31 protein-coding genes and 3 pseudogenes are annotated in these 26,109 nt (G+C 63.3%); 17 read left to right on the top strand and 17 right to left on the bottom strand.

Going from position 1 to position 26,109, the window contains the following annotated elements; genetic code table 11:
- Positions 1-142: 142 nt before the first annotated feature.
- Both JCQ34_RS08390 and JCQ34_RS08395 read right to left on the bottom strand, forming a co-directional pair.
- Positions 143-298, bottom strand: a pseudogene (locus JCQ34_RS08390) (aldehyde dehydrogenase family protein); the annotation flags it as partial.
- A 159-nt stretch (positions 299-457) separates the two neighbouring features.
- On the bottom strand, positions 458-970 hold the full coding sequence (locus JCQ34_RS08395; RefSeq protein WP_286403666.1) for a hypothetical protein: 513 nt from the start codon (positions 968-970) through the stop codon (positions 458-460).
- 870 nt (positions 971-1,840) lie between these two features.
- Between JCQ34_RS08395 and JCQ34_RS08400 the strand changes: the two genes are divergently transcribed.
- A complete protein-coding gene (locus tag JCQ34_RS08400) occupies positions 1,841-2,323 on the top strand; it encodes a glycoside hydrolase family 16 protein (protein WP_350310812.1) in 483 nt (160 codons plus the stop codon).
- 133 nt (positions 2,324-2,456) lie between these two features.
- Here the strand turns inward: JCQ34_RS08400 and JCQ34_RS08405 are convergent, their stop codons facing one another.
- Together JCQ34_RS08405 and JCQ34_RS08410 are read right to left on the bottom strand one after the other, a co-directional pair.
- Complete coding sequence (locus tag JCQ34_RS08405) at positions 2,457-3,179, bottom strand: DUF2182 domain-containing protein (RefSeq protein WP_286403669.1); 723 nt, start codon at positions 3,177-3,179, stop codon at positions 2,457-2,459.
- Positions 3,180-3,225: 46 nt separating this feature from the next.
- Positions 3,226-3,831, bottom strand: coding sequence for a DUF1326 domain-containing protein (locus tag JCQ34_RS08410; RefSeq protein WP_286403671.1), 606 nt, complete (start codon positions 3,829-3,831; stop codon positions 3,226-3,228).
- Positions 3,832-4,180: 349 nt separating this feature from the next.
- On the opposite strand from JCQ34_RS08410, the gene JCQ34_RS08415 reads away from it, so the two are divergent.
- The gene (locus JCQ34_RS08415; protein ID WP_286403674.1) at positions 4,181-4,450 is read left to right on the top strand and encodes a type II toxin-antitoxin system death-on-curing family toxin; all 270 of its coding nucleotides are present in this window, start codon (positions 4,181-4,183) and stop codon (positions 4,448-4,450) included.
- Between the two features lie 429 nt (positions 4,451-4,879).
- Here JCQ34_RS08415 and JCQ34_RS08420 read toward each other — a convergent pair whose 3' ends face one another.
- A complete protein-coding gene (locus JCQ34_RS08420) occupies positions 4,880-5,983 on the bottom strand; it encodes a zinc-binding dehydrogenase (RefSeq protein ID WP_286403677.1) in 1,104 nt (367 codons plus the stop codon).
- A gap of 116 nt (positions 5,984-6,099) precedes the next feature.
- A complete protein-coding gene (locus tag JCQ34_RS08425) occupies positions 6,100-6,876 on the bottom strand; it encodes an IclR family transcriptional regulator (protein ID WP_286403679.1) in 777 nt (258 codons plus the stop codon).
- Positions 6,877-7,018: 142 nt separating this feature from the next.
- Between JCQ34_RS08425 and JCQ34_RS08430 the strand changes: the two are divergent.
- Positions 7,019-7,378, top strand: a pseudogene (locus JCQ34_RS08430) (substrate-binding domain-containing protein); the annotation flags it as partial.
- Positions 7,379-7,419: 41 nt separating this feature from the next.
- Here the strand turns inward: JCQ34_RS08430 and JCQ34_RS08435 are convergent.
- The 5 genes from JCQ34_RS08435 to JCQ34_RS08455 all read right to left on the bottom strand — a co-directional run bounded on the left by JCQ34_RS08435 (position 7,420) and on the right by JCQ34_RS08455 (position 12,454).
- Complete coding sequence (locus JCQ34_RS08435; protein ID WP_286403681.1) at positions 7,420-8,049, bottom strand: DUF1345 domain-containing protein; 630 nt, start codon at positions 8,047-8,049, stop codon at positions 7,420-7,422.
- Between the two features lie 125 nt (positions 8,050-8,174).
- On the bottom strand, positions 8,175-8,798 hold the full coding sequence (locus tag JCQ34_RS08440) for a hypothetical protein (protein ID WP_286403683.1): 624 nt from the start codon (positions 8,796-8,798) through the stop codon (positions 8,175-8,177).
- A 14-nt stretch (positions 8,799-8,812) separates the two neighbouring features.
- Positions 8,813-9,961 carry a zinc-dependent alcohol dehydrogenase gene (locus JCQ34_RS08445; protein ID WP_286403687.1) on the bottom strand — a complete coding sequence of 383 codons (1,149 nt, stop codon included), beginning with the start codon at positions 9,959-9,961 and terminating at the stop codon, positions 8,813-8,815.
- A gap of 60 nt (positions 9,962-10,021) precedes the next feature.
- Entirely contained in the window at positions 10,022-11,170 is a 1,149-nt protein-coding gene (locus JCQ34_RS08450) for a glutathione-independent formaldehyde dehydrogenase (RefSeq protein WP_286403690.1), read from the bottom strand.
- Positions 11,171-11,620: 450 nt separating this feature from the next.
- Positions 11,621-12,454 (bottom strand): SDR family NAD(P)-dependent oxidoreductase, encoded by an 834-nt coding sequence (locus tag JCQ34_RS08455; RefSeq protein WP_286403692.1) that lies wholly within the window; start codon positions 12,452-12,454, stop codon positions 11,621-11,623.
- A 375-nt stretch (positions 12,455-12,829) separates the two neighbouring features.
- Here JCQ34_RS08455 and JCQ34_RS08460 point away from each other — a divergent pair, with 375 nt between their 5' ends.
- The 11 genes from JCQ34_RS08460 to JCQ34_RS08505 all read left to right on the top strand — a co-directional run bounded on the left by JCQ34_RS08460 (position 12,830) and on the right by JCQ34_RS08505 (position 19,886).
- Entirely contained in the window at positions 12,830-13,408 is a 579-nt protein-coding gene (locus JCQ34_RS08460) for a DoxX family protein (RefSeq protein WP_286403694.1), read from the top strand.
- 323 nt (positions 13,409-13,731) lie between these two features.
- On the top strand, positions 13,732-14,493 hold the full coding sequence (locus JCQ34_RS08465; protein ID WP_286403697.1) for an SDR family oxidoreductase: 762 nt from the start codon (positions 13,732-13,734) through the stop codon (positions 14,491-14,493).
- A 37-nt stretch (positions 14,494-14,530) separates the two neighbouring features.
- Positions 14,531-15,472, top strand: a complete 942-nt coding sequence (locus tag JCQ34_RS08470) for a 2-hydroxyacid dehydrogenase (RefSeq protein ID WP_286403700.1) — start codon at positions 14,531-14,533, stop codon at positions 15,470-15,472.
- Positions 15,469-16,239: an SDR family oxidoreductase gene (locus tag JCQ34_RS08475; protein ID WP_286403703.1), complete on the top strand. Its 771-nt coding sequence runs from the start codon at positions 15,469-15,471 to the stop codon at positions 16,237-16,239. Before JCQ34_RS08470 ends, JCQ34_RS08475 begins: the two co-directional genes overlap by 4 nt.
- 8 nt (positions 16,240-16,247) lie before the next feature.
- Positions 16,248-17,336 (top strand): L-idonate 5-dehydrogenase, encoded by a 1,089-nt coding sequence (locus JCQ34_RS08480; RefSeq protein WP_286403706.1) that lies wholly within the window; start codon positions 16,248-16,250, stop codon positions 17,334-17,336.
- Positions 17,336-17,560, top strand: coding sequence for a hypothetical protein (locus tag JCQ34_RS08485; RefSeq protein WP_434738939.1), 225 nt, complete (start codon positions 17,336-17,338; stop codon positions 17,558-17,560). Before JCQ34_RS08480 ends, JCQ34_RS08485 begins: the two co-directional genes overlap by 1 nt.
- Positions 17,518-17,748, top strand: coding sequence for a hypothetical protein (locus JCQ34_RS08490; protein ID WP_286403708.1), 231 nt, complete (start codon positions 17,518-17,520; stop codon positions 17,746-17,748). Before JCQ34_RS08485 ends, JCQ34_RS08490 begins: the two co-directional genes overlap by 43 nt.
- A 148-nt stretch (positions 17,749-17,896) precedes the next feature.
- Positions 17,897-18,358 (top strand): phage tail protein, encoded by a 462-nt coding sequence (locus JCQ34_RS08495; protein ID WP_286403711.1) that lies wholly within the window; start codon positions 17,897-17,899, stop codon positions 18,356-18,358.
- A 121-nt stretch (positions 18,359-18,479) separates the two neighbouring features.
- Complete coding sequence (locus JCQ34_RS21070) at positions 18,480-18,779, top strand: GNAT family N-acetyltransferase (protein WP_350310818.1); 300 nt, start codon at positions 18,480-18,482, stop codon at positions 18,777-18,779.
- A gap of 138 nt (positions 18,780-18,917) precedes the next feature.
- Positions 18,918-19,310: a GNAT family N-acetyltransferase gene (locus JCQ34_RS08500; protein ID WP_286403715.1), complete on the top strand. Its 393-nt coding sequence runs from the start codon at positions 18,918-18,920 to the stop codon at positions 19,308-19,310.
- Positions 19,311-19,433: 123 nt separating this feature from the next.
- Positions 19,434-19,886 (top strand): GNAT family N-acetyltransferase, encoded by a 453-nt coding sequence (locus JCQ34_RS08505; RefSeq protein ID WP_286403717.1) that lies wholly within the window; start codon positions 19,434-19,436, stop codon positions 19,884-19,886.
- Between the two features lie 912 nt (positions 19,887-20,798).
- Here the strand turns inward: JCQ34_RS08505 and JCQ34_RS08510 are convergent.
- The 4 genes from JCQ34_RS08510 to JCQ34_RS08525 all read right to left on the bottom strand — a co-directional run bounded on the left by JCQ34_RS08510 (position 20,799) and on the right by JCQ34_RS08525 (position 22,520).
- On the bottom strand, positions 20,799-21,005 hold the full coding sequence (locus tag JCQ34_RS08510) for a hypothetical protein (protein WP_286403720.1): 207 nt from the start codon (positions 21,003-21,005) through the stop codon (positions 20,799-20,801).
- A 470-nt stretch (positions 21,006-21,475) separates the two neighbouring features.
- Positions 21,476-21,784 (bottom strand): hypothetical protein, encoded by a 309-nt coding sequence (locus JCQ34_RS08515; protein ID WP_286403722.1) that lies wholly within the window; start codon positions 21,782-21,784, stop codon positions 21,476-21,478.
- Between the two features lie 29 nt (positions 21,785-21,813).
- Positions 21,814-22,029: a hypothetical protein gene (locus JCQ34_RS08520; RefSeq protein ID WP_286403725.1), complete on the bottom strand. Its 216-nt coding sequence runs from the start codon at positions 22,027-22,029 to the stop codon at positions 21,814-21,816.
- Complete coding sequence (locus tag JCQ34_RS08525) at positions 22,026-22,520, bottom strand: DM13 domain-containing protein (RefSeq protein ID WP_286403727.1); 495 nt, start codon at positions 22,518-22,520, stop codon at positions 22,026-22,028. Before JCQ34_RS08525 ends, JCQ34_RS08520 begins: the two co-directional genes overlap by 4 nt.
- Before the next feature lie 58 nt (positions 22,521-22,578).
- On the opposite strand from JCQ34_RS08525, the gene JCQ34_RS08530 reads away from it, so the two are divergent.
- On the top strand, positions 22,579-22,872 hold the full coding sequence (locus tag JCQ34_RS08530; protein WP_286403730.1) for a hypothetical protein: 294 nt from the start codon (positions 22,579-22,581) through the stop codon (positions 22,870-22,872).
- A gap of 34 nt (positions 22,873-22,906) precedes the next feature.
- On the opposite strand, the gene JCQ34_RS08535 is transcribed toward JCQ34_RS08530, so the two are convergent.
- A complete protein-coding gene (locus tag JCQ34_RS08535; RefSeq protein ID WP_286403732.1) occupies positions 22,907-23,437 on the bottom strand; it encodes a hypothetical protein in 531 nt (176 codons plus the stop codon).
- A gap of 883 nt (positions 23,438-24,320) precedes the next feature.
- The gene (locus JCQ34_RS08540) at positions 24,321-24,656 is read right to left on the bottom strand and encodes a CBU_0592 family membrane protein (protein ID WP_286404387.1); all 336 of its coding nucleotides are present in this window, start codon (positions 24,654-24,656) and stop codon (positions 24,321-24,323) included.
- A 99-nt stretch (positions 24,657-24,755) separates the two neighbouring features.
- Between JCQ34_RS08540 and JCQ34_RS08545 the strand changes: the two genes are divergently transcribed.
- The gene (locus tag JCQ34_RS08545; protein WP_286403733.1) at positions 24,756-25,679 is read left to right on the top strand and encodes a LysR family transcriptional regulator; all 924 of its coding nucleotides are present in this window, start codon (positions 24,756-24,758) and stop codon (positions 25,677-25,679) included.
- A gap of 102 nt (positions 25,680-25,781) precedes the next feature.
- Positions 25,782-25,955, top strand: a pseudogene (locus JCQ34_RS08550) (DUF3500 domain-containing protein); the annotation flags it as partial.
- Positions 25,956-26,109 lie beyond the last annotated feature (154 nt).

The raw sequence follows: 26,109 nt of genomic DNA on the forward strand, positions 1-26,109 counted from the left end.
GCGACGAAGCCCGCAGCCGCAGCCGGGAACCGGTGGATCGCCGCGGGTGCTCTCAGTCAGTGAAGGCCTGGGGGAGTGGGACGACGAGCTGAAGGACATCACGCCCCCACAGAGACGACCGAGGTGGAGCCGTACACCCACCCCTGGCGATCGGCAGGGCGGGCCCGAACTGTTCCACGGCCACCAGCGGGTTGTCGTTGTCGCCACCGAGGGCGGTGGGGTAGAAGTAGCCGGGCTGGCGGGTGTCCGGGTTTCCGTCCAGGAGGACACGGACGCCGGAGTCTTCTGCCGTTTGGACGAATGGAGAGAACCGGAACAGGGCCTGGTGCTGAGCTGGCTGGACGGGACGCGACGCCCACTGCTGGACACCACGCCCTTGGTAAGGCTACTTACTATTGATGTTTAAGGTCAAAGGGTTCCAGTTCGCTCTTGCTGGGCTCGTTGTCGCTTCGCCGGTTTAGCAGTCGTCGACGATTTTGCCGACCACGCCTCCGATAGCGGCGCCCACAGCGGCTCCGCCCGCACCTCCAAAGTAACCACCGATGACTGCACCGGCGCCGGCAAGGGTGCCTTGCCAGTTACCGCCTGATTTCTTGTAGACCACTGTTGACCCGTCGGACTCGTCGTCGTCGGACACGTAGGATCCGACGGCTCCGGAAGCGTAGGCGAGGGTAACCGGGCTCGCGCCGCCCTTGACCAGTAGTTCCTCATACGCTTTCTTGACTTCCTGATACGCCTTGGCAGCATCGTGCTTCCCGCCAGCCGCCGCGTGGCCGAGCTCGCAAATGTGGTTCAGCACCGGCAACTCCTTTTCGGTGATGAATGTGAGCTCGTGGAGTTTGGTTAGCACCATCTTGTCGGCTTTGAGGCGGTCGCCACCGGTCTCAGCCATGATGCGCCTGACTTCCCTGGCCGCGGCACTTTGCATCTCATAGACGCCGACTCCGCTGAAGGATTCTAAGCTGCTCATTGGAACGCCCTCCTGCTAGGTGATCATTGCGCGGGGGACCGCGCATTCGCAGTTTGCCCCCGTCCGGGACGTAGGGGAATACCCAAAAAATCGCGGTGCCCGTAGCGGCGTGCGACTCTGAAGATCGGTCACCGCCGCCGTTGGTTTTCCGGAAGGAGGGGCCGCTTTCGTGCCGGCCCAGCAGCAGGGTCGGGGCATAGGGGGCAAGCCCCCTGGAGCCTACCGGAGCAATCCGGGGAGACGTAGAACGTGGATGCGGTACGGGGAACCCTTATGGCGGGGTCCGAGGCGGTGTATGTTGGCTGCTGCCGGAGGCTCCCGCCCCATCTTCGGGCTTTAGCCAGGTTCAGGGTGGAACCGATGCAGGTATCGGGAACGAAGTCGTCGATTGGCATCTTCTTTGGAGGATTGGCCCCAGCCCTCCTGTAGGAAAGCAGTTTCTGGCAAGTTTTCGATTTGAATACGCGTGCCGAGCCGCTGCTGGCCAATGGTCAGTGTCGTGGATCGGACCTGAGGGAGAGTGGTATGGGGATCGCCAAGGCTTGCCTGAGCCTCACGGCAGGGCTCCTGAACCTCCTGCTGTCGGCCAGCGTGGGACTTGCCGCCGGCAGCGAGCCAGGGCCGACCACCCCGCCCCCTGTCGCCGTGGGTGCAGTATCAGCGGCGGCCGTTTCATCCTCCGTCAGCGTTTTGACGACGCCAATTGGGGTGCCTGGGAGTTGGACGTTGCAGTTTGAAGACAACTTCGACACGTTGAACCGGACGGTCTGGACACCGTACTGGTTCAAGGACTGCGCGGGCTCCAAGATGAACAAGGTCCTGACATGCTCTGGCAATGTGAGCGTCACGGGCGGTGAGTTGAGATTGCAGATGTCCGGCCCCGGAAAGGGCGCGCTTGTCTCGACTAATCCCGGCGATGGGGTCGCCGGGCACGCAGGGGCCACATTTGGGCTCGGTTTTTACGAGGCCAGGATCCTCTTTCCCGGAACCTGCGGCACTACGATCCACAACTGGCCTGCCTGGTGGACAACCGGACAGTCCTGGCCCGGCCACGGCGAGAACGACATAGCCGAGCCCCTGTCCGGTACGATGCACTCCAACTACCATTCGCCCTCCACCAATACCACTGCCAGCATCCCTGGCTGCTGGGCAGGGCAGTTCCACACCTATGGCTTGCACCGGAAAGCCGGCCGGAACGACATCTACTTCGACGGCAGGCTGGTGCAGTCCTACGCAACCCGCGACGGCGCAGCCCCGCACTTCCTGGTCATCAACGTGGGTTACTGGTCGGGGTCACCAGTGTACGGACCCGCCGCTGCCATCCGGATCGACTACATCAGGGTCTGGACATAGACACAGCATGCGTGATGATCCAGACGCGAGGTTGGTGTACGTCGAGGCTCAGCTCCCGCCGCTGCGGCAGGCCTGCCAACTTTCCTGCGACTGCCTCGACCGGTTCGGTCGATCCGCTCGGCGCGGGGTGAATCTACATTGGTGCAGCAGTATACAGTCCGGGCAGGAGTGCGGGATTCTCCGGCACGAAGACCGCAAAGACGATGAGCGCGGCACCGACGATTTTGCTTACTGTGCGGCCTTGGCTCCAGGTCTTTTCCAGAAGCACGGTTAGGGCGATAACGACCATCCAGGCAAGGTTAGATAGGCCGACTGCAGTCAGTACAACCATCAGGCCCCAACAGCACCCGATGCAGTAGACGCCGTGGTAGGCGCCCACACGAACGTCCCGGAACGGGCCGCGGTAATTGGACGTGTGGAGCAGGAAAGAGATCGGTGAGCGGCACTGCCTCAGGCAATAGTCCTTAAGCGGCGTGAGCTGGTAAGCCCCTGCGGCCGCGACTATCCCTGCCCCCACCCACGGCGCCACCGTGGGCGCCGTCGTTGCCAGCTGAGAGGCCAGCAGTGCAGCGACGAAAGCGGCAGTTCCGAAGAGAGCCCAGGACGCCAGGTACCCGGTAACGAGTCCGGCGGTTCTTCCCGCTCTGACCAGTGCGCTTCGGGTCGTGCGAATCGACCGCAGGTAGATGGTGGTCAATGGTGCCAGCGCAGGCAGCATCATTGCGGCCATCATGAGAGTCCAAGTCGCGAGGAACCCGCCAAGCTCAAGACCCATCGTCCCGGGCCCGGCAGGCATGTCCCTGAGTCCCAGGATGGTGAAGTACCAGGCGGCGGAGGCGCAGCCAAGCAGCGCCAACAGGGCAGCTTGGCTGCGGACCGCCGGGTACGCGCGCCCTGGCACCTCAGGCGGACCAGGCGAAAGGAGCCGAGAAGGAGTTCTTCCCCGTGTTGTCCCACGACAGGCCGAAGATGTTCACGGTGGAGGCGGTTGCGTGCCCTGCAGCCAAGGTGTCGGCGGGGAAGCCCACCCCGCTGACTTTGACACCGGCACCAGTGGCATCAAAGGGGGAAACGAAGTCCTCGATATTGACGTTGATGGCGTCGTCTATTTGGACGCTGTGCTCGCGTCCGTCATTGGCGTAAGTGATAGCCCGCGATTCCAAGCCCAGCATTTCTCCGACCAAGGGACTAAGGCCCTCCATTGGTCCACCGAGTTGGCCGCCGAACACTGCGCCAAGGGCGTCAGCTTGTTCCTGTGAAGCCGCTGAATCCATCAGCACGCCCATTCGCCAGCCGCCGTCGCTCATCAGGGCTGGAGCATCGGCGACGACGGCGACGTTCAGGCCGCTGACGTCAACACCGTTGACATCGCCCCTGTCGACGTGGAAAGCCAGCATGACGTTGCAGCGGTCCCTAGTGCCGGGCTCGGTAAGACCGGAGGTCGTACAGGGGCAGATCATGTTGCAGTTGCAGTTTTCGAAGTACGTGCCTTCAAGTTGCCATGCCATCTGAGTGCCTTCCATAAGGTGGGCCCCCGGAACTCCACAGCGGCAAAATACTCCCGGCTATACCACTCGTCAATACCTGTTTACAGTCGTAAACTACCCTTTCTTGGGGCTGGCCCAACTACCCCCGGGACCCGGTGATCAGGATGAATGGATGATCGCCATGGTTGCAGTGGCTTGGGTATGCTCTTGCGCGAAAATGGGCAAGCCATGGGCTGCCTCAGCTGCAATGTTCCGACCCTGCAGTTCTGATCGGACGTGCTAACCGACGCCAATTTTTCCCTGGCCCAACTGCCTTGGCGGGTCAGGTCACAGTCGCCGAGGAGTCTTCTTCATCATTGTTGGCACACCAATGCCCTGTACCCGTACGTGCGCGGAAGCTTATCCGGAGCTCGCGGTGAAGGCGGCAGCCTTGTTGGAGTCGGTCGCCCGATTCCATCCACTCATCGATGGCAACGAACAGACTGCGTGGACGCTCATGGTGCTGCTGCTGTGGATCAACGGTTACCGGCATGACTTCACCACGGATGAAGGGTTCGACATCGTCGTCGGAGTCGCCGCGGGCACTATCGACTTGCTGGACTCTGCCGCCGAGATCTCCAGGCATCTGGTGCCGCGGTAACCCTCCAGCGCCCCGAAAGGGGGTGCGGACAATGTCCACACATTTCACCTCGTACGGGGCCAAACAGCCTTCGAACTGCCCCGAATTCCGCATATTTCCGCGGGTTCCCTCTGTTTCAATGGCGGGAATGTGGTTCGAGTCCCACCTCGGGCACAGGATATCCCCTCGTCAGGGGCTTTTTTGCTTTAATGTGTTGACAAAGCTTGCGCTGGGGCGCCTCTGACGCTATTGGTCCGGGCTTTAGCCTGGCTGCCGCGGTGGCCTATTCAGGCGGATGGGGTGGCGGTCCAAGTCCCTAGCTGGGGGGACTTCCGCTTGCTGTGACTGACTTCTTGTGGTCCTCGTTCCGGCTTCCTTGGGTGGGCCAGCGGTGGCCTACACCTATTCATGTACCAGGGGAGTAGGTACGACATGACTTCTGCCATCTGCTTAATTGCTGCCCATCAGGACCACCGAACGGCCGATGTTTCCGTTGGTCAAGGATTCGAATGCTTCGTTGATCCGGTCCAGGCTGAACTTCTCCCCGATGAGGGCACCGAGCGGCAAGCGGCCTGCCAGGTACATGTCCAGGATTTGGGGGATCTGCACTGAGAGGTTGGAAGAGCCGTACAGGCTTCCGCGCACCGATTTTTCCTGCTGGACCACCTGGTTCAGCGGCACGTTGATTTCGGATTCGGCGTTGGACAGTCCCACCACGAACGCCGTGCCGCGGGGGCGAAGTGCCACCACCGCCTCGCGGATGGTCTGCGGCCGGCCGATGGCCTCGACAGCCCAGTGAGCGCCTCCGCCGGTGATCTCGTGCACGCTCCCCGCCAGGTCGCGTTCGCGCGTGTTGATCGTGTGGGTTGCCCCAAGCTCGCGCGCCTTCGCGAGCTTTTCGTCGTCAATGTCGGCAACGATCACCGGGTACGCCCCGACTGCTGCGGCGCCGATGACCGCCGAAAGCCCCACCCCGCCAGCTCCAACGATAAGAACCGATTCCCCGGCCGGAGCGCCCATTCCATTCAGCACCACGCCCATCCCCGTGACCACTGCGCAACCCATGATGGCTGCGACATCGACTGGAACCTCCTGCGGGATCTTGATGACGGATTCGCCGGATACGACGCATTCCTCCGCGTAGCAGGACACCCCCATCAGGTGGTGGACGGGCTGCCCGTCGTGTGACAGCCGCGTTCCGCCGCGCAGCAGTTCGTTGTGGGTAGCGTGCACCGCGCCGAGGCGGCAGAGCGCAGGCGAGCCACTGGTGCAGTACTCGCACCTGCCACAACTCGGCCGCCAGGTCAGGATGACCTTGTCCCCGGGCTGGACATGGGTGACCCCGGGCCCGACTTCCTTGACAATGCCCGCGCCCTCGTGGCCCAGCACGATCGGTGTCCGGCACGCCAGGTCCTGGACCATGTAGTGGTAATCACTGTGGCAGATGCCCGCCGCGTCAACGCGCACACGGACCTCGCCCGGGCCAGGCGCCTGAAGATCAAGCTCGACGACTGCAAGCGGTGCGCCTGCTTGGTTCATGATTGCGGCCTTCACCGGTCACTCCTCCTTGCTTGGTTCTCACACCTCCGTGGTTCGGATCACGGGGACTGTGACAAGCATCTGGTGCGTGCCGCCGTCGTTCAAAATTTGCGTCTCACTGAATGAGGCACTTATAACGTGGCCCAATGCGGCGCTGCCGCCAGTTGGCGGTTCAATCCCAACGTGGCTGCGTGGACAGCGGGACCAACCAGCCTCATTTCCACCACCCCTACCGGCGCGGTGATGGAGATGGCGGCCACAGCCGTCCCGTCACCGCGGAGGATGGGACTGGCCGCGCATGCAAGGCCGGCGTGGGATTCTTCCCGCTCGTAGGCAATACCCTCACGCCGGGCCAGGTCCAGTTCGGCGCGAAGCTCCTGTGGATGGGTCATGGTGCCAGGGCCGATCTTCTCCAACTCGCCGTTCAGGAGACCCTCGACCAGATGGTCAGGCGAGTGGGCAAGCAGTGCCTTGCCGCCGGCGGTCGCGTAGGACGGTACCCGTCCGCCAACCCGCGAGGGGATGGTCAGGTCCCGGTACTGGCCGCGCAGAATCTCGATATAGACCACGTCGTTACCTTCCAGGACGCCCAACTGGACCGTCAGGCCGGTGGCACGCCGAAGGTCGAACATTGTCCCCAGGGCTAGCCGCCGCAGGTCCTTGGGCTGCTGTGCCATCTGCCCCAGTTCAAAGCACCGGATGCCAATCTGGTATCCGGACGGTACCCGGTTGACGAAATCGTGCTTGGCGAGTTGTGAGAGTATCCGCGCCGTGGTGGCGCGGGAAAGTCCCGCCCTGCGCGCGATTTCCCCTCCCGTCAGCACCGGTTCTTCGGGGGTGAACACGTCAAGGATCATTGAGACGCGCGCAATCATGCCGTCGGCGGGTGCCGGGTTCGTTGAAGTCACAAAGAGAAGTGTTGTCTCACTGAGTGGGAGGTGTAAAGCTGGGCCGCCGATCCCTCCTCGGTAGCCGGGTTTGGGGCGTCGTGGAGGCGTCCATGCCGGCGTCCTCCCATTCGATGCAGATGGGGCCGTCGTGGCCGATGGCCGCGAGGGCAAGGTGCCCCAAGCGATTTTCGCAGCCAGCGACCACACCGCCCTCGGCCTCATCCGGGCTTTCGCCGAGACTGGCGTCCGCGTCCCGGACGACGTAAGTGTCGTTGGCTTCGACGATATTGAAGGTTCAGACGATTTCCTGCCACCGCTGACCACCGTCCGCCAGGACTTCACCGCATTGGCACTGATGAGCATGGAAGTGCTTGTCGGTGCCATGGAGGGCAGGGAGGTGGACCGTACACCGATAGCACCCACACTTGTTGTACGTGGGGCAGGCCGGCAACTGAACATTCCGTCTAGGGAAACCCACGCGGAGGTCGCTGCCTCCCCGCCCAGAGCACTTCCGGAGTAGGGGTTGCGTGAGTGAGGACCGAAGCCCAGCCCTTGTCGCAGTCAGTTGGACTGGCCGAGGCTGACGACGAGGTTGATTGCCACGGCGACGACGAAGGTGGCGAAGAAGTAGGAGAGCAGGGCGTGGCCCATGGCGATCCTGCGGGAGGGGGTGGAGGACTCGTTGACGTTGCTCGCGTTGTAGGACATGCCGATTGAGAAGGCTGCGTAGGCGAAGTCGCTGTAGGACGGTTCCTCGTCCTGATTGAAGCGGAAGTGGTGGTTTTCGTCGAGGTAGTACATCCGGGCGTATTTGAAGGCGTAGACGGTGTTGACGAGTGCCCAGGCGAGCACCACGCCGAGTGCTGCCAGGAGCGCTGCGGTCACGCCGATGAAATCCTTTTGCTGGCTTCGGATCAAGGCGAAGACAACTGCCACGAGACTGACGAACGTGGCGCCGATGATGAGGGAGTCAACGAGTCGTCGAGATCGGCCTTCATGGCGGGCGAGTTCACCCGTAGCCTCCGGACCGGCGGGCCATGCCTTTGTCCATGCCAAGGTCAGGAAGACGCCGCCGGCGACAGACCATCCGATTAAGGGCGCGAGTTCGGGGGCGCCGAGCAGCGCCGGGACGAGTGCGGTAACTAGACCGATGACGGCTGAAACCAGGGCCTTGCGGTCAATGTGCGACATTGCAGAAGCTGCCCTCCAGACTCGATTGACAGTGAGGGGCCGATAGTCCGCTGTTTGGTGACTCCTGCCGCGGTGCCCACTTCGCGTGGGTCACCGCGGCAGGATATCGGCGCACTTCGGTGCTGTTAGTGCTGGCTTTCCGCCTTCGCGGCGGGGCGGGTGTCGGGTTGTGTGCGTTCCTTTCTTAGGGTTTTGTAGGCTGCTGCGATGCCTACGGCTGCCATCACCCAGGGGCCAGCGACGATGATCGGGTCCATCCACTGGTGGTTCACGTCCGAGCGGTTTTGCCCGGAGCGTGAGCTCAAGCCACCCCGGCGGAGTTCGCTGACTACCCCGGTTTCGGTGACGGGGTTGTCGGGGTGCGGGGTGGCGAGGGACTTCAGGTGGTGTTCCCAGGCGTCCACCCGGTCAGCGCCGATCAGCAGCAGCCAGTGCGCGGCCCGGCCTTCACTGTATTTGTAGGCGTATCGCCGGATGGCTCCGGAGAGCCCGGCGGGAGGGGCGGAGGTTCCGAAGACCGGCGGGAGGAAGGCGTGCTCGACGGAGCGTTCCCGGGGCCACTTTTCCGGTTGGCGTTCGGGGAAGTCCCAGCGCGCGCCGGTCTCGATGCCGGGTTGCTCGCGGGGGTAGGAGGGCCGGTCGGCTGGGTCGAGGTCGGCACCCCATCCCGGGATCTGTGCCCGCAGGTCTTCGGGTGACCTCATTGGCCGGCGTTTGTTGGGGATGTAGGGTGTGGCTGGCTCTGTCATGGTGTGTTGTCCCTTCAGGATTGGCCGGCGACAACGAGGGGCTTGATGATGTTGTCCAGCTTGGCGGAGAACATGTGGTAGCCCTCGGCGATGTGTTCCAGCGGGATGCGGTGCGTGACCAGGTCGCTGGGTTTGAGGTAACCGTTTTGGATGTGCTCGAACAGGCGTGGCCATTGTCGTTTGACCGGGCATTGGTTCATCCGCAGTGTGAGGCCTTTGTTCATGGCGTCGCCGAACTTCACTGCGCTGAAGATGGGCCCGTACGCGCCCACTACGGATACTGTGCCGCCTTTGCGGACCGAGTCGATGGCCCAGTTGAGCGCGACGGGGGAGCCGCCCTGCAGCTTGAGTTTCGATGCGGTGACGTGCTGGAGGAAGTTGCCGTCCGCTTCGGCTCCGACGGCGTCGATAACGACGTCGGCACCGAGGTAGTCGGTTTCTTTCTTCAGGTGCACCACGATGTCGTCGTACTCGGCGAAGTTGAACGTCTCGGCGTGGGCGAAGCTGCGGGCCTTCTCCAGCCGGTAGTTCAGGTGGTCAACCACGATCACCCGTCCTGCCCCCATCAGCCAGGAGGACTTGGCCGCGAACAGGCCTACCGGGCCTGCGCCGAACACCACCACGGTATCGCCTTCGGCAATGTCCCCGAGCTGGGCACCGAAGTAGCCCGTGGGGCAGGCGTCGGTGAGCAGTACAGCGTCTTCCTCGTCCATCCAGTCCGGGATCTTCGAGGGCCCCACGTCAGCAAAGGGGACCCGCACGAATTCCGCCTGGCCGCCGTCGTACCCTCCGCAGGTGTGGGAGTAGCCGTAGATGCCGCCCACCGCCGTCGCGTTGGGGTTGACGTTGTGGCAATTGGAGTACAGGCCACGGGCGCAGAAGTAGCAGGAGCCGCAGTAGACGTTGAACGGAACCATCACCCGGTCGCCCACCGCCACGTTCTGCACGGAGGATCCCACCTCATGCACGGTGCCGACGAACTCGTGCCCGAAGGTCATCCCCACCCGCGTATCCGGCATCATGCCGTGATAAAGATGCAGGTCGGAGCCGCAAATGGCGCCCCTGCTGACGCGCACGATCGCGTCGTTGGGGTGCTCAATTTTTGGAATGTCTTTTTCTTCGACCCGTACTTTATACGGGCCGCGGTAAACCATTGCTTTCATCGATACCAAATCCCTGGAATTGGTCGTTTCGACATGGACGTTCTCCTCTCCGGGCCTCTCTCAGGCCCCGGCCGGGTGCAGGACGACCTTTGTCCAGCCGTCTTCGCGGCTGTCGAAGTTCTTATAGCCCTCGGGGGCCTGGTCAAGCGGCAGCTCGTGGCTGACGATGAAGGAGGGACTGGCCTTTCCGCCGGCGATGAGGTCACGCAGGGCCCGGTTGTACTTCTTGACCGGGCACTGGCCTGAGCCCATCGTCTGTCCTTTGAACCAGTAGTTCCCGTAATCGAAGGCCACCTGGCCCTGCTGCTCGAGTTTGTCCGGGCCCCCGGGGTCCTGGGGCAGGAACACGCCAACCACGCCGAGGCCGCCAACGAACCGCACGGAGTCCACCAGCCGGTTCAGGGTCATGTTGGGATGTTCGGTTCCGCCGGGATCGTGCGCCTGGTAGCCAACGCATTCACAGCCCCGGTCTGCGCCGAAGCCCATGGTCTGGTCCTTAACGAATTCGACAGGATCTACTTCGGCATCATTGACAGGGATGGCCCCGATCTGTTCGGCGAGCTTCAGGCGGTCGGGTTGGCGGTCCACGACCATGACTTTGCCGGCGCCTTTGATGATGGCTGAGTAGGCGGCCATGATTCCTACCGGACCGGCACCGTAGATGACAACGGAGTCGCCCGGGTAAACCCCGGCCATCTCCGTGGCGTGCCAGCCCGTTGGGAAGATATCCGCGAGCATGACGTAGTCGAGTTCTTTCTCCGCCGCGTCCTCGCCCAGGCGCAGGCAGTTGAAGTCCCCGTATGGCACGCGCAGGTATTCGGCCTGGCCGCCCTGGTAGGGCCCCATGTCCGCGAAGCCGTAAGCGGCGCCGGCGAGCTTTGGTTCGGGCTGCATCGTGAGGCAGTAGTTCGTGAAGCCACGTTCGCAGTTCTTGCAGAATCCGCAGGCGACGTTGAACGGCAGCACCACACGCTCCCCGACTTTTACCTTGCTCACCGCCGGTCCGACTTCGACCACCTCCCCAAGGTTTTCGTGCCCGAAGGAGCGGCCCGGTTCAAAGCTGGTGCGGCCCTCATACATGTGGAGGTCCGAGCCGCAAATGTTCGCTGAGGTGATGCGCACCAGCACGTCGGCGGGGTGCTCAATTTTGGCGTCGGGGATCTCCTCGACACTGACGTCGTTCGGTCCTTTGTAAACTACTGCCTTCATTGTTCGCTCTCTTCCTATGTCCACCCCGCGGCCACGCACATGTGCGCTCCAAGGCGCGCGTCATCGAGGTAAGCGCGTGTCAGTCACGGGGGAGTGGGATGTGTAGGGGACCTCTGGGTCTACCCAGATGGCCGGGAGGTCCAAGAATTTAAGGTGGAAGGCTGCTTTAGCGAACCAGCTGGCCGACCCCTTCGCGAAATTGGTAGTACCGGTCCTTAATACTAAGTACCCTTATTAAGGAAGTCGAGGGCTACCGGTCCGTAACATTTCAGCAGGGGCCGGCAGGGGGTCTGCTTGCACTGTCACCGTTACCGGCAATTACGCCAAGAGAACCGTAAACCCGGCCCGAAGAATATGGCTGCCGCCTAGGTATTAGAGCCCCTCCAGCACGGGACGCCCGCTCTCAAGCACCACTGCGCCCATCACCTGGGAGCGGCGGCGAATCAACTATCAGTCCGCCGACTGGGTAGCCCAGCCCGCGTTTTCAAGCGCCGCTGCGGCGGCCCGGTCAGGCGTAAGGGTGCTGTCCCAGCGCGCCGCGTCCAGGCGGGTGCCTGTGATATTTGCCGAGGACTCTGAGGCCAGCCAGAGCAGCGGGTCCACCATCACCTCGGGCCGGAGCAATTGGCTGCGCACTGCTTCGGACACACCATCGGGGATCATGCCCGTATCCGTGGCGCCGCCGGGCAGCAGACCGTTGACAGTGATGCCCGATCCGGCCAGGTCTTGTGCCCAAATTACGGTTTCGGATTCGAGCGCGGCCTTGGATGGGCCGTAGGGCGAAAAGCCCGGGCGGCGCATGGTCTGGTGGTTCATGGTGATGTTGATGATGCGGCCCCATTGCTGGTGCAACATGTGCGGCACGGCCGCCTTCGTCATCAGGAACGGACCGTTGACGTTGGTGTCGATAATAGTCCGCCAGGTGTCACTGTCGACTTCCCAGAACCGCGTAGGTTCGGTCAGAAAGGTCGGGCTCACGTATTTCATGCCGCGTCCGGCGTTGTTGACCAGGATGTGAAGGCCACCGAAGGTAGCGAGTGCTTCGTCGACAAGGCGCCGGCAATCGGCTTCCTGGGTTACGTCCGCTTGCACCGCCAGCACGCGGCGAACTCCGAGCATCACATTGATCTCATCGGCGACCCTGCCGATTTCATGCCCCTCACGTGCGGCCGAGATGACGACGCAGGCGCCGGCGCGGGCCAGGCCGAGTGTCATTGCGTGCCCGAGTCCGCGTCCGCCGCCAGTAACGATGGCGACCTTGCCCTCTAACAAAGCCGTGTTCATTCTGCCTCCCTGGATGTACTGTCTCGCGTGGGGTGCGGGCTACATCGTACATCCCGAGTGTGGTGCCCCTCGGCCCCGCGTGTCCCCAAGAAGCACTTGGCGAGCACGTGGTCTACACGGTGAACGTCGACTCCTGCGTCTGGCAGGAGCACCATTCCGGGGACGAGGAGGGATCCGCTTGCCACGGCGCGCGGATCCAGCACGCCGCAGAGGTACCGTGAGCGGGGTGCCCCGTCGCCATGGCAGCGTCGCCCCTGCAGTCTCTCCAGGAGCAGCAAGGGCTTACGAGGACGACGTCGCCGACGGGATCCGGAAGGGCTGTCCTAGAATGGCCCGAAGGCTTGATCCGCATTATTGACCGGGAGGTTCATCACCGTGAGTCATGAAAATGTAACGCCGGCAGCCACTACCGCGGCCCGTACCTTGTTCCGTGCCGCGCTTGGCGGTGTCCTCGTCGCACATGGGTCGCAGAAACTCTTCGGGTGGTTTGGCGGCGGCGGTATTGAGGAGACGAGCAAGGGCATGGATGCCATGGGCTTCCGCCCTGCGAAGACCAGTGCCATGTTGGCCGGTCTCGGCGAAGCGGGTGCCGGACTGGCGCTTGCTTTGGGTTTCGCCACGCCGGCGGCCGGAGCGGCTGCCGCCACGACCATGGGGGTCGCTGCCAGCGTTCACGCGCCGAACGGCTTCTTTGCCATGGACGGAGGCCTGGAATACCCGGCAGTGCTCGGGCTTGCGGCCACGTCCTTTGCGATCGGGGGACCGGGGCGGGTTTCCCTGGATGCCGTCACTGGTCATGTTCTGGACAGGCCGTGGATGCGGGCAGTCGCGGTTACTGCTATACCGGTGGCTATTGGTATCCAGATCTACCGTCGCCGCCAGGTCCTTGCTGCAGACACGACGCCTGCATCGACCGCCTCCGCCGCCGACGACGAATCGCCCCTACCGGCTTGATCGACGTCGGGTTGCCCGGACCGCGTCGCGATAACCACTAGGGCGTGGGTGTTGCTTGCAATATGGCTACTTCCGTTGGAGGAAAATGGAGCTGAACGAAAAGGAAGTGTGGACGGTGTCCACACTCTTCGTCTTGGACTGCTTCGTAGAGCCTTCGAACTTTCCCGGATTCCGCGTGTTTTCGGGAGCACCCAGTGTTTGCAAGGCCGAAAATATAGTTTGAGTCCCACCTCGGGCACGGTGTTTCCGCGGGTCGTGGCGTTTTCTCTTTCTAGTGTTGACAACAGTGGGATGAGGATGCGGGCCTCCATTTCATGTCAACAATGCCTCTTTCCGATTACACCACTGCCCTTGTCACCGGAGCGTCCACCGGGATGGGGGCTGCCATCGCTGAACGGCTTACCAAGCGCGGCCTCACCGTGCACGCGGTGGCCCGCAACGAAGAACGCCTCGCTGAACTGGCGGACCGGACCGGAGCAGTCCCGCACGTGGTGGACCTGACCGACACCCCCGCCCTGGCCGACGTCGTCCGCGGCCTGAAAGTGGACGTCCTGGTCAACTGCGCCGGCGTCTCCCGGCCCGGCAACATCCTGGACTCCACCGAACAGGACATCGACGAACTCGTGGACGTCAACCTCCGCGGCCTGCTGCAACTCACCCGCCTGGTCCTGCCGGGCATGGTCGAACGCGACCTCGGCCATGTGGTGAACATCAGCTCGATCGCCGGGGTCTACAACTTCTACGGCCACACCGTCTACCACGCCACCAAAGCCGCCGTGCACCAGATCTCCCGCCAACTCCGCAACGACACCGTGGGCAAACGCATCCGCGTCACCGAAATCTGCCCCGGCCGGGTCGAAACTGAGATCTTCGGCCGGAACATGGGCGGCAGCCCCGAAGCCATGGAAGAAGCCTGGCAAACCTACTACGAGGGCTACGAATCCCTCACCACCGATGACATCGTCAACGCCCTCGATTACGCCATTGAGACGCCGCGGCACGTAAATGTTGGCATGCTTGAACTCATGCCCACCTTCCAGGTCCCCGGCGGCCTGACCTTCGACCGCCGCGAACCCACCACCTGACACCCCCCATCCACCACCAACCGACAGGCTCCACCACATGCAGCACGTGCACACCGTCAGTTTTCCGGACTCCCAGCTCCTGGCCGATCTTTCGCCGCTTCCCGGCAGCCTCCGCGGCGTGGTCTGGGACATGAAGGACGCCCCGGGGGAGGACCTGGGCAGCATCGACGGCGTGATCCTCCCGTACATCAATGCCGGGGCAGTGCTTGGTTCCCTGGGCACGGTCCCGAACCTTACGTTCGTGCAGACGCAGTCAACGGGGTACGACGGCGTCTGCGAGGCTGCCGGTCCGGGCGCCGCAGTGGCAAACGCCTCGGGCGTCCATGCAGCTGCCACCGCGGAGCTGGCCGTTGGCCTCATCCTCGCCAAGCTGCGCGGCATCGACCAGGCCGTCAAGGACCAGCAGGTTGAAAGCTGGAAGCCGCAGCGCCGACAGTCCCTGGCCGACCGCAAAGTCCTGCTGCTGGGCATCGGTGGGATCGGCAAGGAACTGGGCCGCCGCCTGGAGCCCTTCGAGGTGACCCTCACCCGGGTGGGAAGCACGGCACGCACCGACGCCGACGGGCAGGTCCATGGACCGGATGAGCTGATGGCCCTCGCCGCAGACCACGACATCCTGGTCTCCGTCCTTCCCCTGAACGACAACACCCACAACCTGGTGGGCCAGGAAGTCCTGGCCGCCCTGCCCGACGGCGCCCTGGTGGTGAACGTGGGCCGCGGTGCCGTCATCAGCACCGAGGCGCTGACCCGCGAAGTGGTGTCCGGCCGCCTGCAGTGCGCCATCGACGTCGTTGATCCCGAGCCGCTTCCCGCCGGCCATCCTCTGTGGTCGGCGGAGAACGCCCTCATCACCCCGCACGTTGGTGGCAACGCTTCAGCCTTCGAACCCCGGATCCTCAAACTGCTGAAGCAGCAGCTTCAGGCGCTGGCCGACGGCCAAACCCCGGACAACCTCGTCCAGAAGGGACCTTTCGCATGAGCGCGTTGTTTGATCTCACCGGGCGCGTAGCCCTGGTCACCGGTTCCAGCAGGGGCATCGGTTCGGCCCTTGCCAAGGCGCTGGCCGACGCCGGTGCCACCGTGGTGCTGAACGGCGTCAACGAGGAGCGGCTGAAGGATGCCGCCGCAGCCATGGCGGCGGATTTTCCGCCGGGCCGGATCCACAGCGTTGCCTTCGACGTGACCGATGACGACGCCGCTGCCCGGAGCATCCTGTGGATCGAGGAGAACGTGGGTCCGCTGGAGATCCTGGTGAACAACGCCGGCATCCAGCACCGCGTGCCCATGCTTGATCTGGACGTGGCGGACTGGGAACGCGTCCTCTCCACGGACCTCACCAGCGCGTTCCTGGTGGGCCGGGAAGCCGCCCGGCACATGATCGGCCGCGGCCGGGGCAAGATCATCAACATCTGCTCGGTCCAGACGGACCTTGCGCGTCCCACCATCGCCCCGTACATCGCGGCTAAGGGCGGGCTGCGGAACCTCACCCGCGCCATGACCGCCGAATGGGCCGCCTCCGGTCTGCAGATCAACGCGATTGCCCCCGGCTACATCCACACCGAAATGACGCAGAACCTGGTGGACGACGAGGAGTTCAACTCCTGGATCCTTGGGCGCACCCCGGCCCACCGCTGGGGCACGGTGGAGGACCTGGCCGGCCCCGTGGTGTGGCTGGCCTCTGACGGCTCCAACTTCGTGAACGGCCAGACCATCTTCATTGATGGCGGAATGACGGTGGTGGTCTAGTGGCTGCAATGACTGAAGAACTCCCGGAAACCGGCCCGGCCCTGGTGGCGCACGCCGCCGGTGACCTGCGCATCGACGAGGTGCCGCTGCCCCAGCCGGCTCCCGACGAAGCGGTAGTGGAGGTCCTGTACGGCGGCATCTGCGGGTCGGACCTGCACTACTGGCTGCACGGCGCCGCGGGGGAGTCCATCCTCAAGGCCCCGCTGGTCCTGGGCCACGAAATCTCCGGTGTGGTGGTGCGCCCGGCAGTGAACGGCGCCGGTCCCCTGGCCGGGACCGCCGTCGCCGTCCACCCCGCAACCCCGGGCCCCGGCGCTGCGAAGTATCCCGCGGACCGGCCCAACCTCTCGCCGGGCTGCACCTACCTGGGCAGCGCTGCCCGCTACCCCCACACCGACGGCGCCTTCAGCCGGTACGTCACACTTCCGGTGCGGATGCTCCGGCCCCTTCCCGAGGGCACGAACCTCCGCACGGCGGCCCTGATCGAACCTGCTTCGGTCGCCTGGCACGCAGTCTCCCGCGCCGGTGATGTCCGCGGAAAGACCGCACTGGTCATCGGCTCCGGCCCCATTGGCGCCCTCGCCGTCGCCGTCCTGAAGCGTGCCGGCGCGGCCCGGATCACCGCCGTCGACCTCCACCTCAAGCCGCTGGAAATTGCCACGGCCGTGGGGGCTGACCAAGTGATCAACGCCGCGGACACTGCAGCCATCGCCGCAGTGGAGGCCGACGTCGTGATCGAATCCTCCGGCAACCACCACGGACTGGCCTCGGCCATCCAGGGCGCGGTGCGCGGCGGCACCGTAGTAATGGTGGGGCTGCTGCCCACCGGTATGCAGCCGGTGCCCATTTCGTTGGCCATCACGCGCGAACTGGACCTCAGGGGCTCGTTCCGCTTCAACGATGAAATCGACCAGGTGATCGCTGCCCTCGCCGACGGCTCCCTGCACATCGAGCCCGTCATCACCCACCAGTTCCCGCTGGCGGATGCCCTGCACGCCTTCGAGGTGGCCAAGGATTCCACCAGCTCCGGCAAGGTGCTGCTCAGCTTCGGCGATGGGGAGGCCCGGGGAGCACGCAGTTTCCGCCCCTTGTGGTGATGGGCGTCTCCGGCTGCGGCAAGTCCACCGTCGGCGCCCTCCTGGGCCGCCGCCTGGGCAAGCCGTTCCTCTACGGCGACGACTTCCACCCGGCCGCCAACAAGGAAAAGATGGGCGCCGGTATTCCGCTCACAGACGCGGACCGGGAGCCTTGGCTTGGCACGTTGGGGGAGCTGCTTGCATGGCCCCGTTCGTCACCCGTTCCGCAGAGGGAACCCTGCTGATGCTGTGGTCGAGCCACGGCGAAGCCGGATACGCCATGGGCATTGCCGAATCAACGAGCGGAACCGTCAGGGGTCCCTGGATTCAGCACCCTGAACCTTTGTGGGCCAGCGACGGCGGCCACGGAATGATCCTCCGCACGTCCGGCGGCCGCGACTACTTGGCCTTCCACTGGCCGCACCACCCCTGACGAACGGTGCGGCTGACCGAAGTGGACATCGGCGGGGGCCGCATCCGGTCCCTGTGATGCGGGGGCTGCGTGCCGGATGCAACAGGCTCGCTGATCTGCAACGATGTGGCACAGGACAGACAGGACAGGACCCAACCCAGGAGGACTCATGCCGTACACCGTGGATTTCAAGAACGTGTCCACCACCGGTCTGGAATCGTCGCCAGTAGCGGAGGCGCTGGCCGGGCTGCGTGCCAACGAGGCGCGCTACTACAAGAACAAATACGACCATGATTTCACCGTCACCGCGGCGGAGGATGATCCGGAGACGCTGGAGTACATCAACAACATCTTGTCCTCGGAGCGGAACCTGGTAATCGCGTCCACGCCCTTGGAGGTCGCTTCCTTCGAAGTGGACGGGCTCCGGATGGCGTATGTCTTCTATGAATCCGGACTTTCCATCAACGTCATGTACGGCCTCGAGGAGGGCGGCAAGCGGGCGGTCGGGTTCAAACTGTCCGACGGCATGGAGGTGCCGGAGGAACTGGCCGGCTTCAAGTTCGCCCGGCAGAAGTCCAAGCTCGCGGGCACCATTCGCGGCTCCTACTTCGTCATCAAGGGCCAGTACTGAACATTCCTAAATCTGGGCTCGTGCCACCGCCGCGCGGGACCAGCTTCGCATTGTTTCCCCGCTCGAAGACAAGTTACCGGGTATTGAATCAGCGCTATCAAAAAGCGGAGCGTTGCTACTTATGGTGCAAAGCGGGAGGCGTCCCGCCGCGTTCTCGATTGTTCTGCCGCATGAGGATGTATCGGAAGTGCTTTACTTCGCGGTTGACCCGGACGAGTGGGGCAAGGGACTTGCCCGACAGCTCCTTGACTATCTTCGGGCCCATTCGACCAAAACACAGACCCCTATGGAACTCTGGGTTATCGCCGATAACAGGAGGGCGATTGCCTCCTACGAAAATGCTGGCCGGACTCCCACTTGCGACGTTCAAGTCCGCAATTCAGCAGGTCGGCCGGAACGCCGCTACATCCTGTTGGCGTGAAGTGACCAGCTAATGGGCGTTCAAACCCGGTTCTGCCGAAGAGGATCCTTTAGCTAGCGGCCGGCAATTCAGGTGAAGATTGAGTTCATTTAGATGCCCGTCTTCAAAACATACTCGGACGAGGATCACGACGGATTCGTGAATCTGGTCAACGATGTTCACGCCGAGTTCGGTTACTCCTATGATCCCGTTCTAGATGCCGATCTGGCAGATCCGCCCGCGTTCTATCGTCATATTTGGGTAGCCAGAATGGGGGCATCCGTTGTCGGCTCCGTTGCGCTTACTTCCGCCAAAGACGGCGTGACAACGCTGAAGCGGATGTACCTTCGCCCCGAGTTTCGTGGCCAGGGATTGGGACGCAACCTGCTCCGCACGGCGATCGAAACCGCAGTCCGCGAGGGGTGGAAACAAATCGTTCTGGACACCGGTGCGCACCAGCAGAATGCCCAGCGCCTCTACGAGTCCAGAGGCTTCAGGTTAGACCGCCGAGATGGAGCGTCCATGTGCTACTCGAAAGAACTAGGCAAGTGACTGGGCCTGGATTGACGCAAGCAGAAGTTCGTTGCCTGCCGGCACAAATTGAACCGGAGTAGTGAACTGCACGATCAGGGATCCCGTAGCGGCCCTGGCAAACCCTCTTACTAAGCTCGATACATGCAGATTCGAGAGGCGACCTTGGGTGACCTGGGAAATGTGGGCGCGATCTGCGATGCCAGCGACCGTGCACGCTGGACTTCGGAAATGATTACCCCGCTAAGCGAGCGGATCGTGCTGGTCGCGACAATCCAAGATGAGGTTGTCGGCGTCGCCAAGACTTACTTCCATGGCGAACCGGATGGCAAAGTGCCCGGCCATTACTTAGGGGGTGTCGTCGTCCCTCCGAATTCCCGCCGGCGAGGGATCGGGTCTGCACTCACCCGCGCACGCATGGAGTGGATATGGACACGGTCCTCGACCGTTTACTACTTCGCGAACGAACACAACGTGGCGCCCATTCGAATGCACCAGGCACTGGGTTTCCAGTCCGTTGGTCAGTTCCCGGCGATTCGCGATGTGAGAGCCGATGATGGGCGATCGGAATTAGTGCTCTTTCAAGCATGCCCGTAGACGATCCTCTTCCGTGCGGCTACGTGAAACTGGAAGAACGCGTCTATCCCCGCTCCTCGCGTATGCCTACATGTGAGGCGAAAGGACTCGTACGTCCTAAAGCGTCAGCACCGCCTTGCCAGCTACCGGGCAGCTGTTGGGCTTAGTGGGTGGATCCCACGGGACTGGATCTAGAGTCTTCTCAAGAATTGCTGACTCCCCGCCCTTTTCATACACAACGACGTGGACGCTGCTGACCCCAGGCCACACCTCGACGGCGTTTTGGGTGACAGCGTCAAATCGGACCCCCGCAGATTTCTCAAAGCACTCAGTCTTACCTGGACAGTCAACCTCGAATTCCAAGTCGTCAGCGTGCCGTCCTACCGCCGAGAAATCAAGCGTGAGGATGTTCGGTTCAAGCGATGCCGAACACGACGGCGTGTAGCAGGCGGTAAGAGAAGACGTCGCCACGAGTAGAAGCGGCAGCAAAGGCAAGTGCAGTATACGGGGCACCTATTCACCATAACCCTGGAAACCAGTATTGCTATCGAATGGATTTAGTGTTTTGGTTGAGGAGCTTATCGCCGACGCGAGTGCCCGACAAGGGATCCCTTACCGGTCACCATCTGGGCCGCACCGGCTTGACTGAGATCACTCTTCGTCCTGGTGATCGCCTGAGTTCTTGTGCAAATGAAGGTCACCTACAGCCTCGAGAGGGTCCTGAACTACAGCCACGATGACTTGCACGAGGACCTACATGCGTCCACGATACGTCTTCAATCGCGGCCTGTTACTGGAGCGGGTTGCCCATATATCGATCAGCTTAGGGGCATTCTCTTGACCTGCGTTTCGGGTATGCAGGGCTCCACCCTATGCGGTTACTGCGGCATAGGGCGGTGCTGTCTACTGTCGTTGCGGACATCTCTCCAGTGTTCATTGCGTTCTGGTCCCGTCCTCAAGCTCGTCCTTACGGCCGCGGTCCAGGAACCAGGACGGGTCCTGATCCGGTGGCGGCCTTTGCCGGATCCTCCTGACCAGGGCGATGAACGGAAGCAGTAACAGCTGCAGGATGCCGCCGGCTACGAGCAGGGCGACGATCAAGATGATGACCGGCAGGTAGAGGAGGAAGGCTCCGCCCATCGTCGCAATGTACCCGGCGACGTAGGCGAGGATCGTCCATGATTGCTTCCTTGCTGAGTGATCAATGGCGGATTCTGCGCAGCCGCAGTCTGCGTCGTGGCAGGGGGCTCTGGTTGGTGACGGAACGGACCCGCCGCCACGGCCGGTGTGGCCGGTAGCTTATGGAGTGGGGCCGCGGGGCGGCAGCGACGACCGAGGAGCCTTTCCGCCTGCGGCGCAACGTCAGGAGAACAAACAGGGTCAGACCGATCCATACGAAGGCGGCCACGAAGATGAGCGCCACCGACTGTGCCGTGGTCATGACCGGAGTCGCCGGGAAGGTGCGTGGCGCAGCAGCGGAAGATTGGGGGATGAGTGATGATCAGCGTTGAACATGGTGCCCCGGCTCGTGGTGGCTACCGTAGGGCTGGCTGCATAACGCGGTGTACCAAGTGTCCGTCCACGATGAGCTGGCAGCAAGAACTTCTGACCTAGACGGCAGCCCTGTTATTGAACTGTGTCTGGCCTGCGCGCTCGGGGAGCCGCCAAGCCCAAAATGAGATCATCAAACCCACCGTCGCGGCCCCGCTGGCGTGAATCCAGGGCGAGGACCACGCCCCTTCAGGGGTTGGGATGGCGAAGGCAATCCAGACGGTGGCGACGCCCAGGAGCAACTCGACTCCGGCCTGCAGCGGCCGGGACCGGTACGCCGGGTAAGCGAGCCGGACCAGCGTGAAGACCGGCAGCACGAACAGACCCACACTGGGGAGCGGGTAGATGGCGTTGAACGTAAAGATCACCAGGCTCAGCACCAGGAGGCCAAGGAACTTCAGCAGCTGCAGGGGCTTGAGCGGGCTATCCCGGGTAGCGGAGCGAAGATGCAGACCCCAATCAGCAGGTAGGCTGCCGCATAGCCGGGCAGCAGCAGCTTCGGCGGGACCTGGGACAGGCCGAAAACCAGCAGCGCCATCGCAACGACCATGATGCACACGGCAGCCGATGTCCACGGGGCAGGGTTCACCCCGGCGATAGCCCGAGCCTTCACTTCTCTTCACTAAGGACCGCGGCTCCGCGCGTGTTCTTGGCCGAGTAGTCGTAGATGAGCACGCTTCGCACCGGTTCCTGCATGGCAGCCCACATCGGCCCGTCCATTTCGAAGCGCTGGATGCCGCCGGTTCGGAACGGGCCAAGCTCGATCATTCTCGTCGAGGACAGTTCGAGCCCGCCTCCGCCGCCGGCAAGAGTTCCGGGACTGAGCATGACGCGCAAATCCTTGCCAGGTTCGGTTGCCATGTCCTCGAGCTGCAGAACTGCGCCGGTCTCGTTGACCTCGAGGGTGGCTGTGCCAGACGTAGCCGCGGCCAGGGACTGGAACGACCCCTGCATCGTGGCGGACACAGCCGGGGAAGTGGAGGAAAACGGAGACGTTTCGACTGGCCGGGGCTCCTGCCCCTGGACTGAATCTGTGTACGTGCAGCCGGACAGTACCGCTGCCAAGAGTCCGGAGAGCAGCGCGCATCGGATCAGTTTCATCATTCCCCCAATGATTCGTTTCCTGGCACCCTACCTGACGCCAGCTGGGCAAGTGACGGCGATGATGCTCGCGATCATGCTCCTGCTCGCCGTTGGCTCGACACTTTTCGTCTGGATGGCCGGCTTCAACTGGTATTCGGAGCAGCATTCCGCCGCGTACTGGCAGGACAGGCTCACGACGTCCCGGTGGGCTCTCGCTGCAGCAGTGGTCTTCCCGGTCCCCGTGATGGCAGCCTCCGTTGCCTCGATTGCTGTGCGACCCAGGAAGTCATGGCGAACCACCCTGGGAGTACTCATCGCGGAAACTGCAGTGGCGGACGTCGTCATCTCGGCGCAGCTCGGCTCCGGGCGGTAGACAACGTTAACTACTGGGTCAACTACCTGAGGGACTAACCCCGGGGCAGTTGTTGCCGCTGAAGCCATCGCCTGTAAATCTCGTTGCTGTTCCTGAAGAGCCACCCTGAGCGGGCCATGCCGGCCGCGAGGCCAAGGATGGAGGCGCCGATGAACCCCAGAATCGGACTGGTCTCTGGGGACGCGCCGTTGGGCGTGAACAGGGCCAGGGCAACCGGAATAAGGACCGCAGCCACGACCAGAAATTTCACCACTCCGGGGTTGATCCGGATGCCCTGCTCCAAGCGAAGAAGGTCGGTGGCCGGCTTGGGCGGCTTCCGGGAGAAGCGGAGACCCAGGGTGACCAGCCAGCCGAGAACCGAAACGGCAGCGCCGATGAACACCATAGTGACGCCCCGCTCCGGGTTCTGCCCGAAGATGGCCAGGAGAACTGCGTCGACCGCCCCAGTGCCGGCTAGGACTGCGCCGTACCACCAGGCCCAGAAAATCCAGGACCGGCGCTGGGCGTACCCGTAGGCCCGAGCCGTTTCGTCGGTGTGCTCGGCTGTAGCTTCCCCCAAAGTCATGATCTGGACTCTACCGGTAAACGGGGAGCGGGCAGGTGGGTCGTGCCCACCGCACACATGGGCTCCATGACGAGGACTTCCATACCGGCCCTCGACATGTACCTGCCCGGTCAAGAGGTCCTCGCGCCGGGACTGCCGGAGGAGCGCTGCGTCCTGGTGGCAGGAGCCGGGGACAACCTTCCCAGGGGAACCATCACCAATGGTGCAGACGACTGTCTTGCTGTCACAGACGGGCGGGGAGGTTTTCGGGGTTTACGCCGTGGACGCCAGCGGCAACCTGTTCAGCCGGGAACGGCTCGACAACTGGGAGGCCTTCGGACCGATGATCTCTCTGGGCGGCAGCTGTCCAGGAAGGCGAAGCGACGCCGCGTTATCCCATCACCGCCTGGTTCTGAGGGCGGCGTGCTGCACGCTCAAGGCCACAATTAGGCAGTCTCCGCCGTGTGGGGCGACGATGAAGCTCTTGTGCTCAGCCATCCGATGAGAGGACAGACCCGCGCGGGATCCGGGCAGCCGAATGGAGCGTAGGGGACGTTCAGATCGAGTTGTACTTGCACCTCGCTGAGGCCCGAGCGTTGCAAGTCGGCTCTAACGACACTCAACGCGTTGCTTCCTACGATCGTCGATCACAACAGCCCGTAGGCAATACTCCGGTCTGAAAGTCTCTGCCTATGCTGGTGCCGTCCGGTAACGGGATCCCCTACCGGACAACGGAAATGGTCGCCACATCTGAGATCCGTGTGTCTCATAAACCCGGTGTCTCGAACCGCCAGGGAACAAGGCAGTCTGCCTCCCGGCCGCACGCTACATAGAGGATCCGTCGCCCCCAATTATGGGTAGCACCTTTCACGTCGCCCGGCCCGTGCAGACGGTGCTGAATGGGTCAGGCCGCCCGCGGCGTTTCGACGACTGCAAGTTGACCAGTGGTTTCCGAAACCCCGGGAAGCTGCAGTGCCGGTTCCTCGCGCGCTGCCGGCCTGCCGGCCCCGCCACGCATCCTGAGGAGCGATACGGCGGAAATCAGGAACCAGGCAGCGTTCGTGGCAACGGACGGCCATGCTTCGTGAAAGGCCCCGTTCAGGATGAAAGCACAGGCGCCCACCAGGTTCGCAGTCTGGAAAGCCCTCCCTGCCTTCAGCCATCCCATGGACACCGACAGGAAGGCGCTCAGAATCATCGCTGCGCCCGCCCAGCCGGCCATTTCCCAAACCAGTTCCATCATGCCCTTCCCAAGTCGCTACCTAACGGCAATTCTGGCGGCCGAAGGAGATGTAGTTCAATTGCATTCTTCTGCACGCCTGGTTTAGAACTACTTAACATGAAAATGGACCCGCGCCGCCTGCTCGTGCTTCTTGCTGTTGCCCGAACGGGCGGCGTGCTTGCGGCCGCCGATGAACTCCGCCTGACGCCCTCCGCGGTGTCCCAGCAAATCACAAAGCTGGAGCGGGAAACCGGGCATGCGCTGATGGTCCGCACGCCAAAGGGATCCGTGCTGACTCCCGCAGGCCTCGCCATGGCAGAAGCCGGCGAAGAGATTGAACGCGCCCTCAGCGTCGCCCGGACCCGAATGGAGAGCGGGGCCAACATTTCAGGCGTGGTGCGGCTGGGCGGCTTCACCAGCTTTATCCGCACCGTGGTGATTCCCCGGCTGCCTGAGTGGCGGAGCCAGTATCCGCAGCTCCAGATCCGGATCGTGGAGGATGATTTTCCCGCGCTGGTGCGGCTGCTCCGGCAACGCCAGCTCGACGCCGTGGTGGTGGAACACGACTCCACCACCGCCGGCCAGCATTCACTAGGGGCAGGAATGACCGAGGAACCACTGCTGGATGAACCGTGGAGGTTGGCGGTGCCCACCGGAGCGCTGCTTAGCACTGAAAGTGTCGACCTCGGCCGACTGCCGCTTCCCTGGCTCGGGGTGGATTCCGCGGCCGCGAACTCCGTAGTATTGGGGCGGCTGCGCCATTCAACGGGCGCCAGTATGGAGACTGCGCACCAGTACCAGGAGACGCTGACGGCGCTGGCACTGGTCGCTGCCGGCGAAGGAATTGCCATCGTGCCCACGCTGGCGCTGGCCGGCGTGGCCCATGAAGGGGTGGACATCCTTGACGTTCCCGGGCTGGGGACACGGCGGATTGTCCTGCGGCGGTTCGACGGACGCCGGCGTTCCAGCACCCCCGTAGACACGGTGGCACGTCTGCTGCGGGAATCAGCGGCGGCCTTCGACGCGCGGTCGGCGTACTGACCAGGCGTGGCCTACCCCGGGAAGTGCGTCCGAATACCCGCACTGGCCTGTGCCTGGAAGGCTTCGCTGAGCCCGGCCGGCTTTGAGCTGGTGCGGAACCTGATGCGGATCAACGGCTTCCTGGGCGACCTGGTGGAGCTGCCGCTGCTCATGAACGAGTTCAGCTACAACTTCGCCCTGTACGCCGAGACGGAACCATGGGGGTGGCAGCTTTTTGGACACCACGCGGTGCTGAACTGCCTGGTGGCAGGCTCGCAACTGGTACTCTCGCCGGTGTTCATGGGGGCCGAACCGGACATGATCGACGCCGGCCCGCACCGGGGCGTCAAAGTGATCGTCCCCGCGCCGCGCGCCGCCGGGAAATCCGGGAGCACTACGGCGAGACCTTCTTCAGCTGGATTGGCGGCTGGGAAGGAGACGAGGCCTTCTA

Source organism: Pseudarthrobacter defluvii, assembly GCF_030323865.1.
GTDB lineage: Bacteria > Actinomycetota > Actinomycetes > Actinomycetales > Micrococcaceae > Arthrobacter > Arthrobacter sedimenti.

Excerpts from the sequence above, each read along its gene's own strand:
- JCQ34_RS08485 (WP_434738939.1), top strand. The coding sequence starts at position 17,336 with ATGGGCGTCTCCGGCTGCGGCAAGTCCACCGTCGGCGCCCTCCTGGGC.
- JCQ34_RS21070 (WP_350310818.1), top strand. The coding sequence starts at position 18,480 with ATGGTGCAAAGCGGGAGGCGTCCCGCCGCGTTCTCGATTGTTCTGCCG.
- JCQ34_RS08470 (WP_286403700.1), top strand. The coding sequence starts at position 14,531 with ATGCAGCACGTGCACACCGTCAGTTTTCCGGACTCCCAGCTCCTGGCC.
- JCQ34_RS08480 (WP_286403706.1), top strand. The coding sequence starts at position 16,248 with ATGACTGAAGAACTCCCGGAAACCGGCCCGGCCCTGGTGGCGCACGCC.
- JCQ34_RS08535 (WP_286403732.1), bottom strand. The coding sequence starts at position 23,437 with ATGACTTTGGGGGAAGCTACAGCCGAGCACACCGACGAAACGGCTCGG.
- JCQ34_RS08525 (WP_286403727.1), bottom strand. The coding sequence starts at position 22,520 with ATGATGAAACTGATCCGATGCGCGCTGCTCTCCGGACTCTTGGCAGCG.
- JCQ34_RS08530 (WP_286403730.1), top strand. The coding sequence starts at position 22,579 with ATGATGCTCGCGATCATGCTCCTGCTCGCCGTTGGCTCGACACTTTTC.
- JCQ34_RS08435 (WP_286403681.1), bottom strand. The coding sequence starts at position 8,049 with ATGTCGCACATTGACCGCAAGGCCCTGGTTTCAGCCGTCATCGGTCTA.
- JCQ34_RS08540 (WP_286404387.1), bottom strand. The coding sequence starts at position 24,656 with ATGGAACTGGTTTGGGAAATGGCCGGCTGGGCGGGCGCAGCGATGATT.
- JCQ34_RS08475 (WP_286403703.1), top strand. The coding sequence starts at position 15,469 with ATGAGCGCGTTGTTTGATCTCACCGGGCGCGTAGCCCTGGTCACCGGT.
- JCQ34_RS08545 (WP_286403733.1), top strand. The coding sequence starts at position 24,756 with ATGAAAATGGACCCGCGCCGCCTGCTCGTGCTTCTTGCTGTTGCCCGA.
- JCQ34_RS08415 (WP_286403674.1), top strand. The coding sequence starts at position 4,181 with ATGCCCTGTACCCGTACGTGCGCGGAAGCTTATCCGGAGCTCGCGGTG.
- JCQ34_RS08505 (WP_286403717.1), top strand. The coding sequence starts at position 19,434 with ATGCAGATTCGAGAGGCGACCTTGGGTGACCTGGGAAATGTGGGCGCG.
- JCQ34_RS08400 (WP_350310812.1), top strand. The coding sequence starts at position 1,841 with ATGTCCGGCCCCGGAAAGGGCGCGCTTGTCTCGACTAATCCCGGCGAT.
- JCQ34_RS08510 (WP_286403720.1), bottom strand. The coding sequence starts at position 21,005 with ATGGGCGGAGCCTTCCTCCTCTACCTGCCGGTCATCATCTTGATCGTC.
- JCQ34_RS08445 (WP_286403687.1), bottom strand. The coding sequence starts at position 9,961 with ATGAAAGCAATGGTTTACCGCGGCCCGTATAAAGTACGGGTCGAAGAA.
- JCQ34_RS08490 (WP_286403708.1), top strand. The coding sequence starts at position 17,518 with ATGGCCCCGTTCGTCACCCGTTCCGCAGAGGGAACCCTGCTGATGCTG.
- JCQ34_RS08465 (WP_286403697.1), top strand. The coding sequence starts at position 13,732 with ATGCCTCTTTCCGATTACACCACTGCCCTTGTCACCGGAGCGTCCACC.
- JCQ34_RS08450 (WP_286403690.1), bottom strand. The coding sequence starts at position 11,170 with ATGAAGGCAGTAGTTTACAAAGGACCGAACGACGTCAGTGTCGAGGAG.
- JCQ34_RS08440 (WP_286403683.1), bottom strand. The coding sequence starts at position 8,798 with ATGACAGAGCCAGCCACACCCTACATCCCCAACAAACGCCGGCCAATG.
- JCQ34_RS08495 (WP_286403711.1), top strand. The coding sequence starts at position 17,897 with ATGCCGTACACCGTGGATTTCAAGAACGTGTCCACCACCGGTCTGGAA.
- JCQ34_RS08455 (WP_286403692.1), bottom strand. The coding sequence starts at position 12,454 with ATGAACACGGCTTTGTTAGAGGGCAAGGTCGCCATCGTTACTGGCGGC.
- JCQ34_RS08410 (WP_286403671.1), bottom strand. The coding sequence starts at position 3,831 with ATGGCATGGCAACTTGAAGGCACGTACTTCGAAAACTGCAACTGCAAC.
- JCQ34_RS08395 (WP_286403666.1), bottom strand. The coding sequence starts at position 970 with ATGAGCAGCTTAGAATCCTTCAGCGGAGTCGGCGTCTATGAGATGCAA.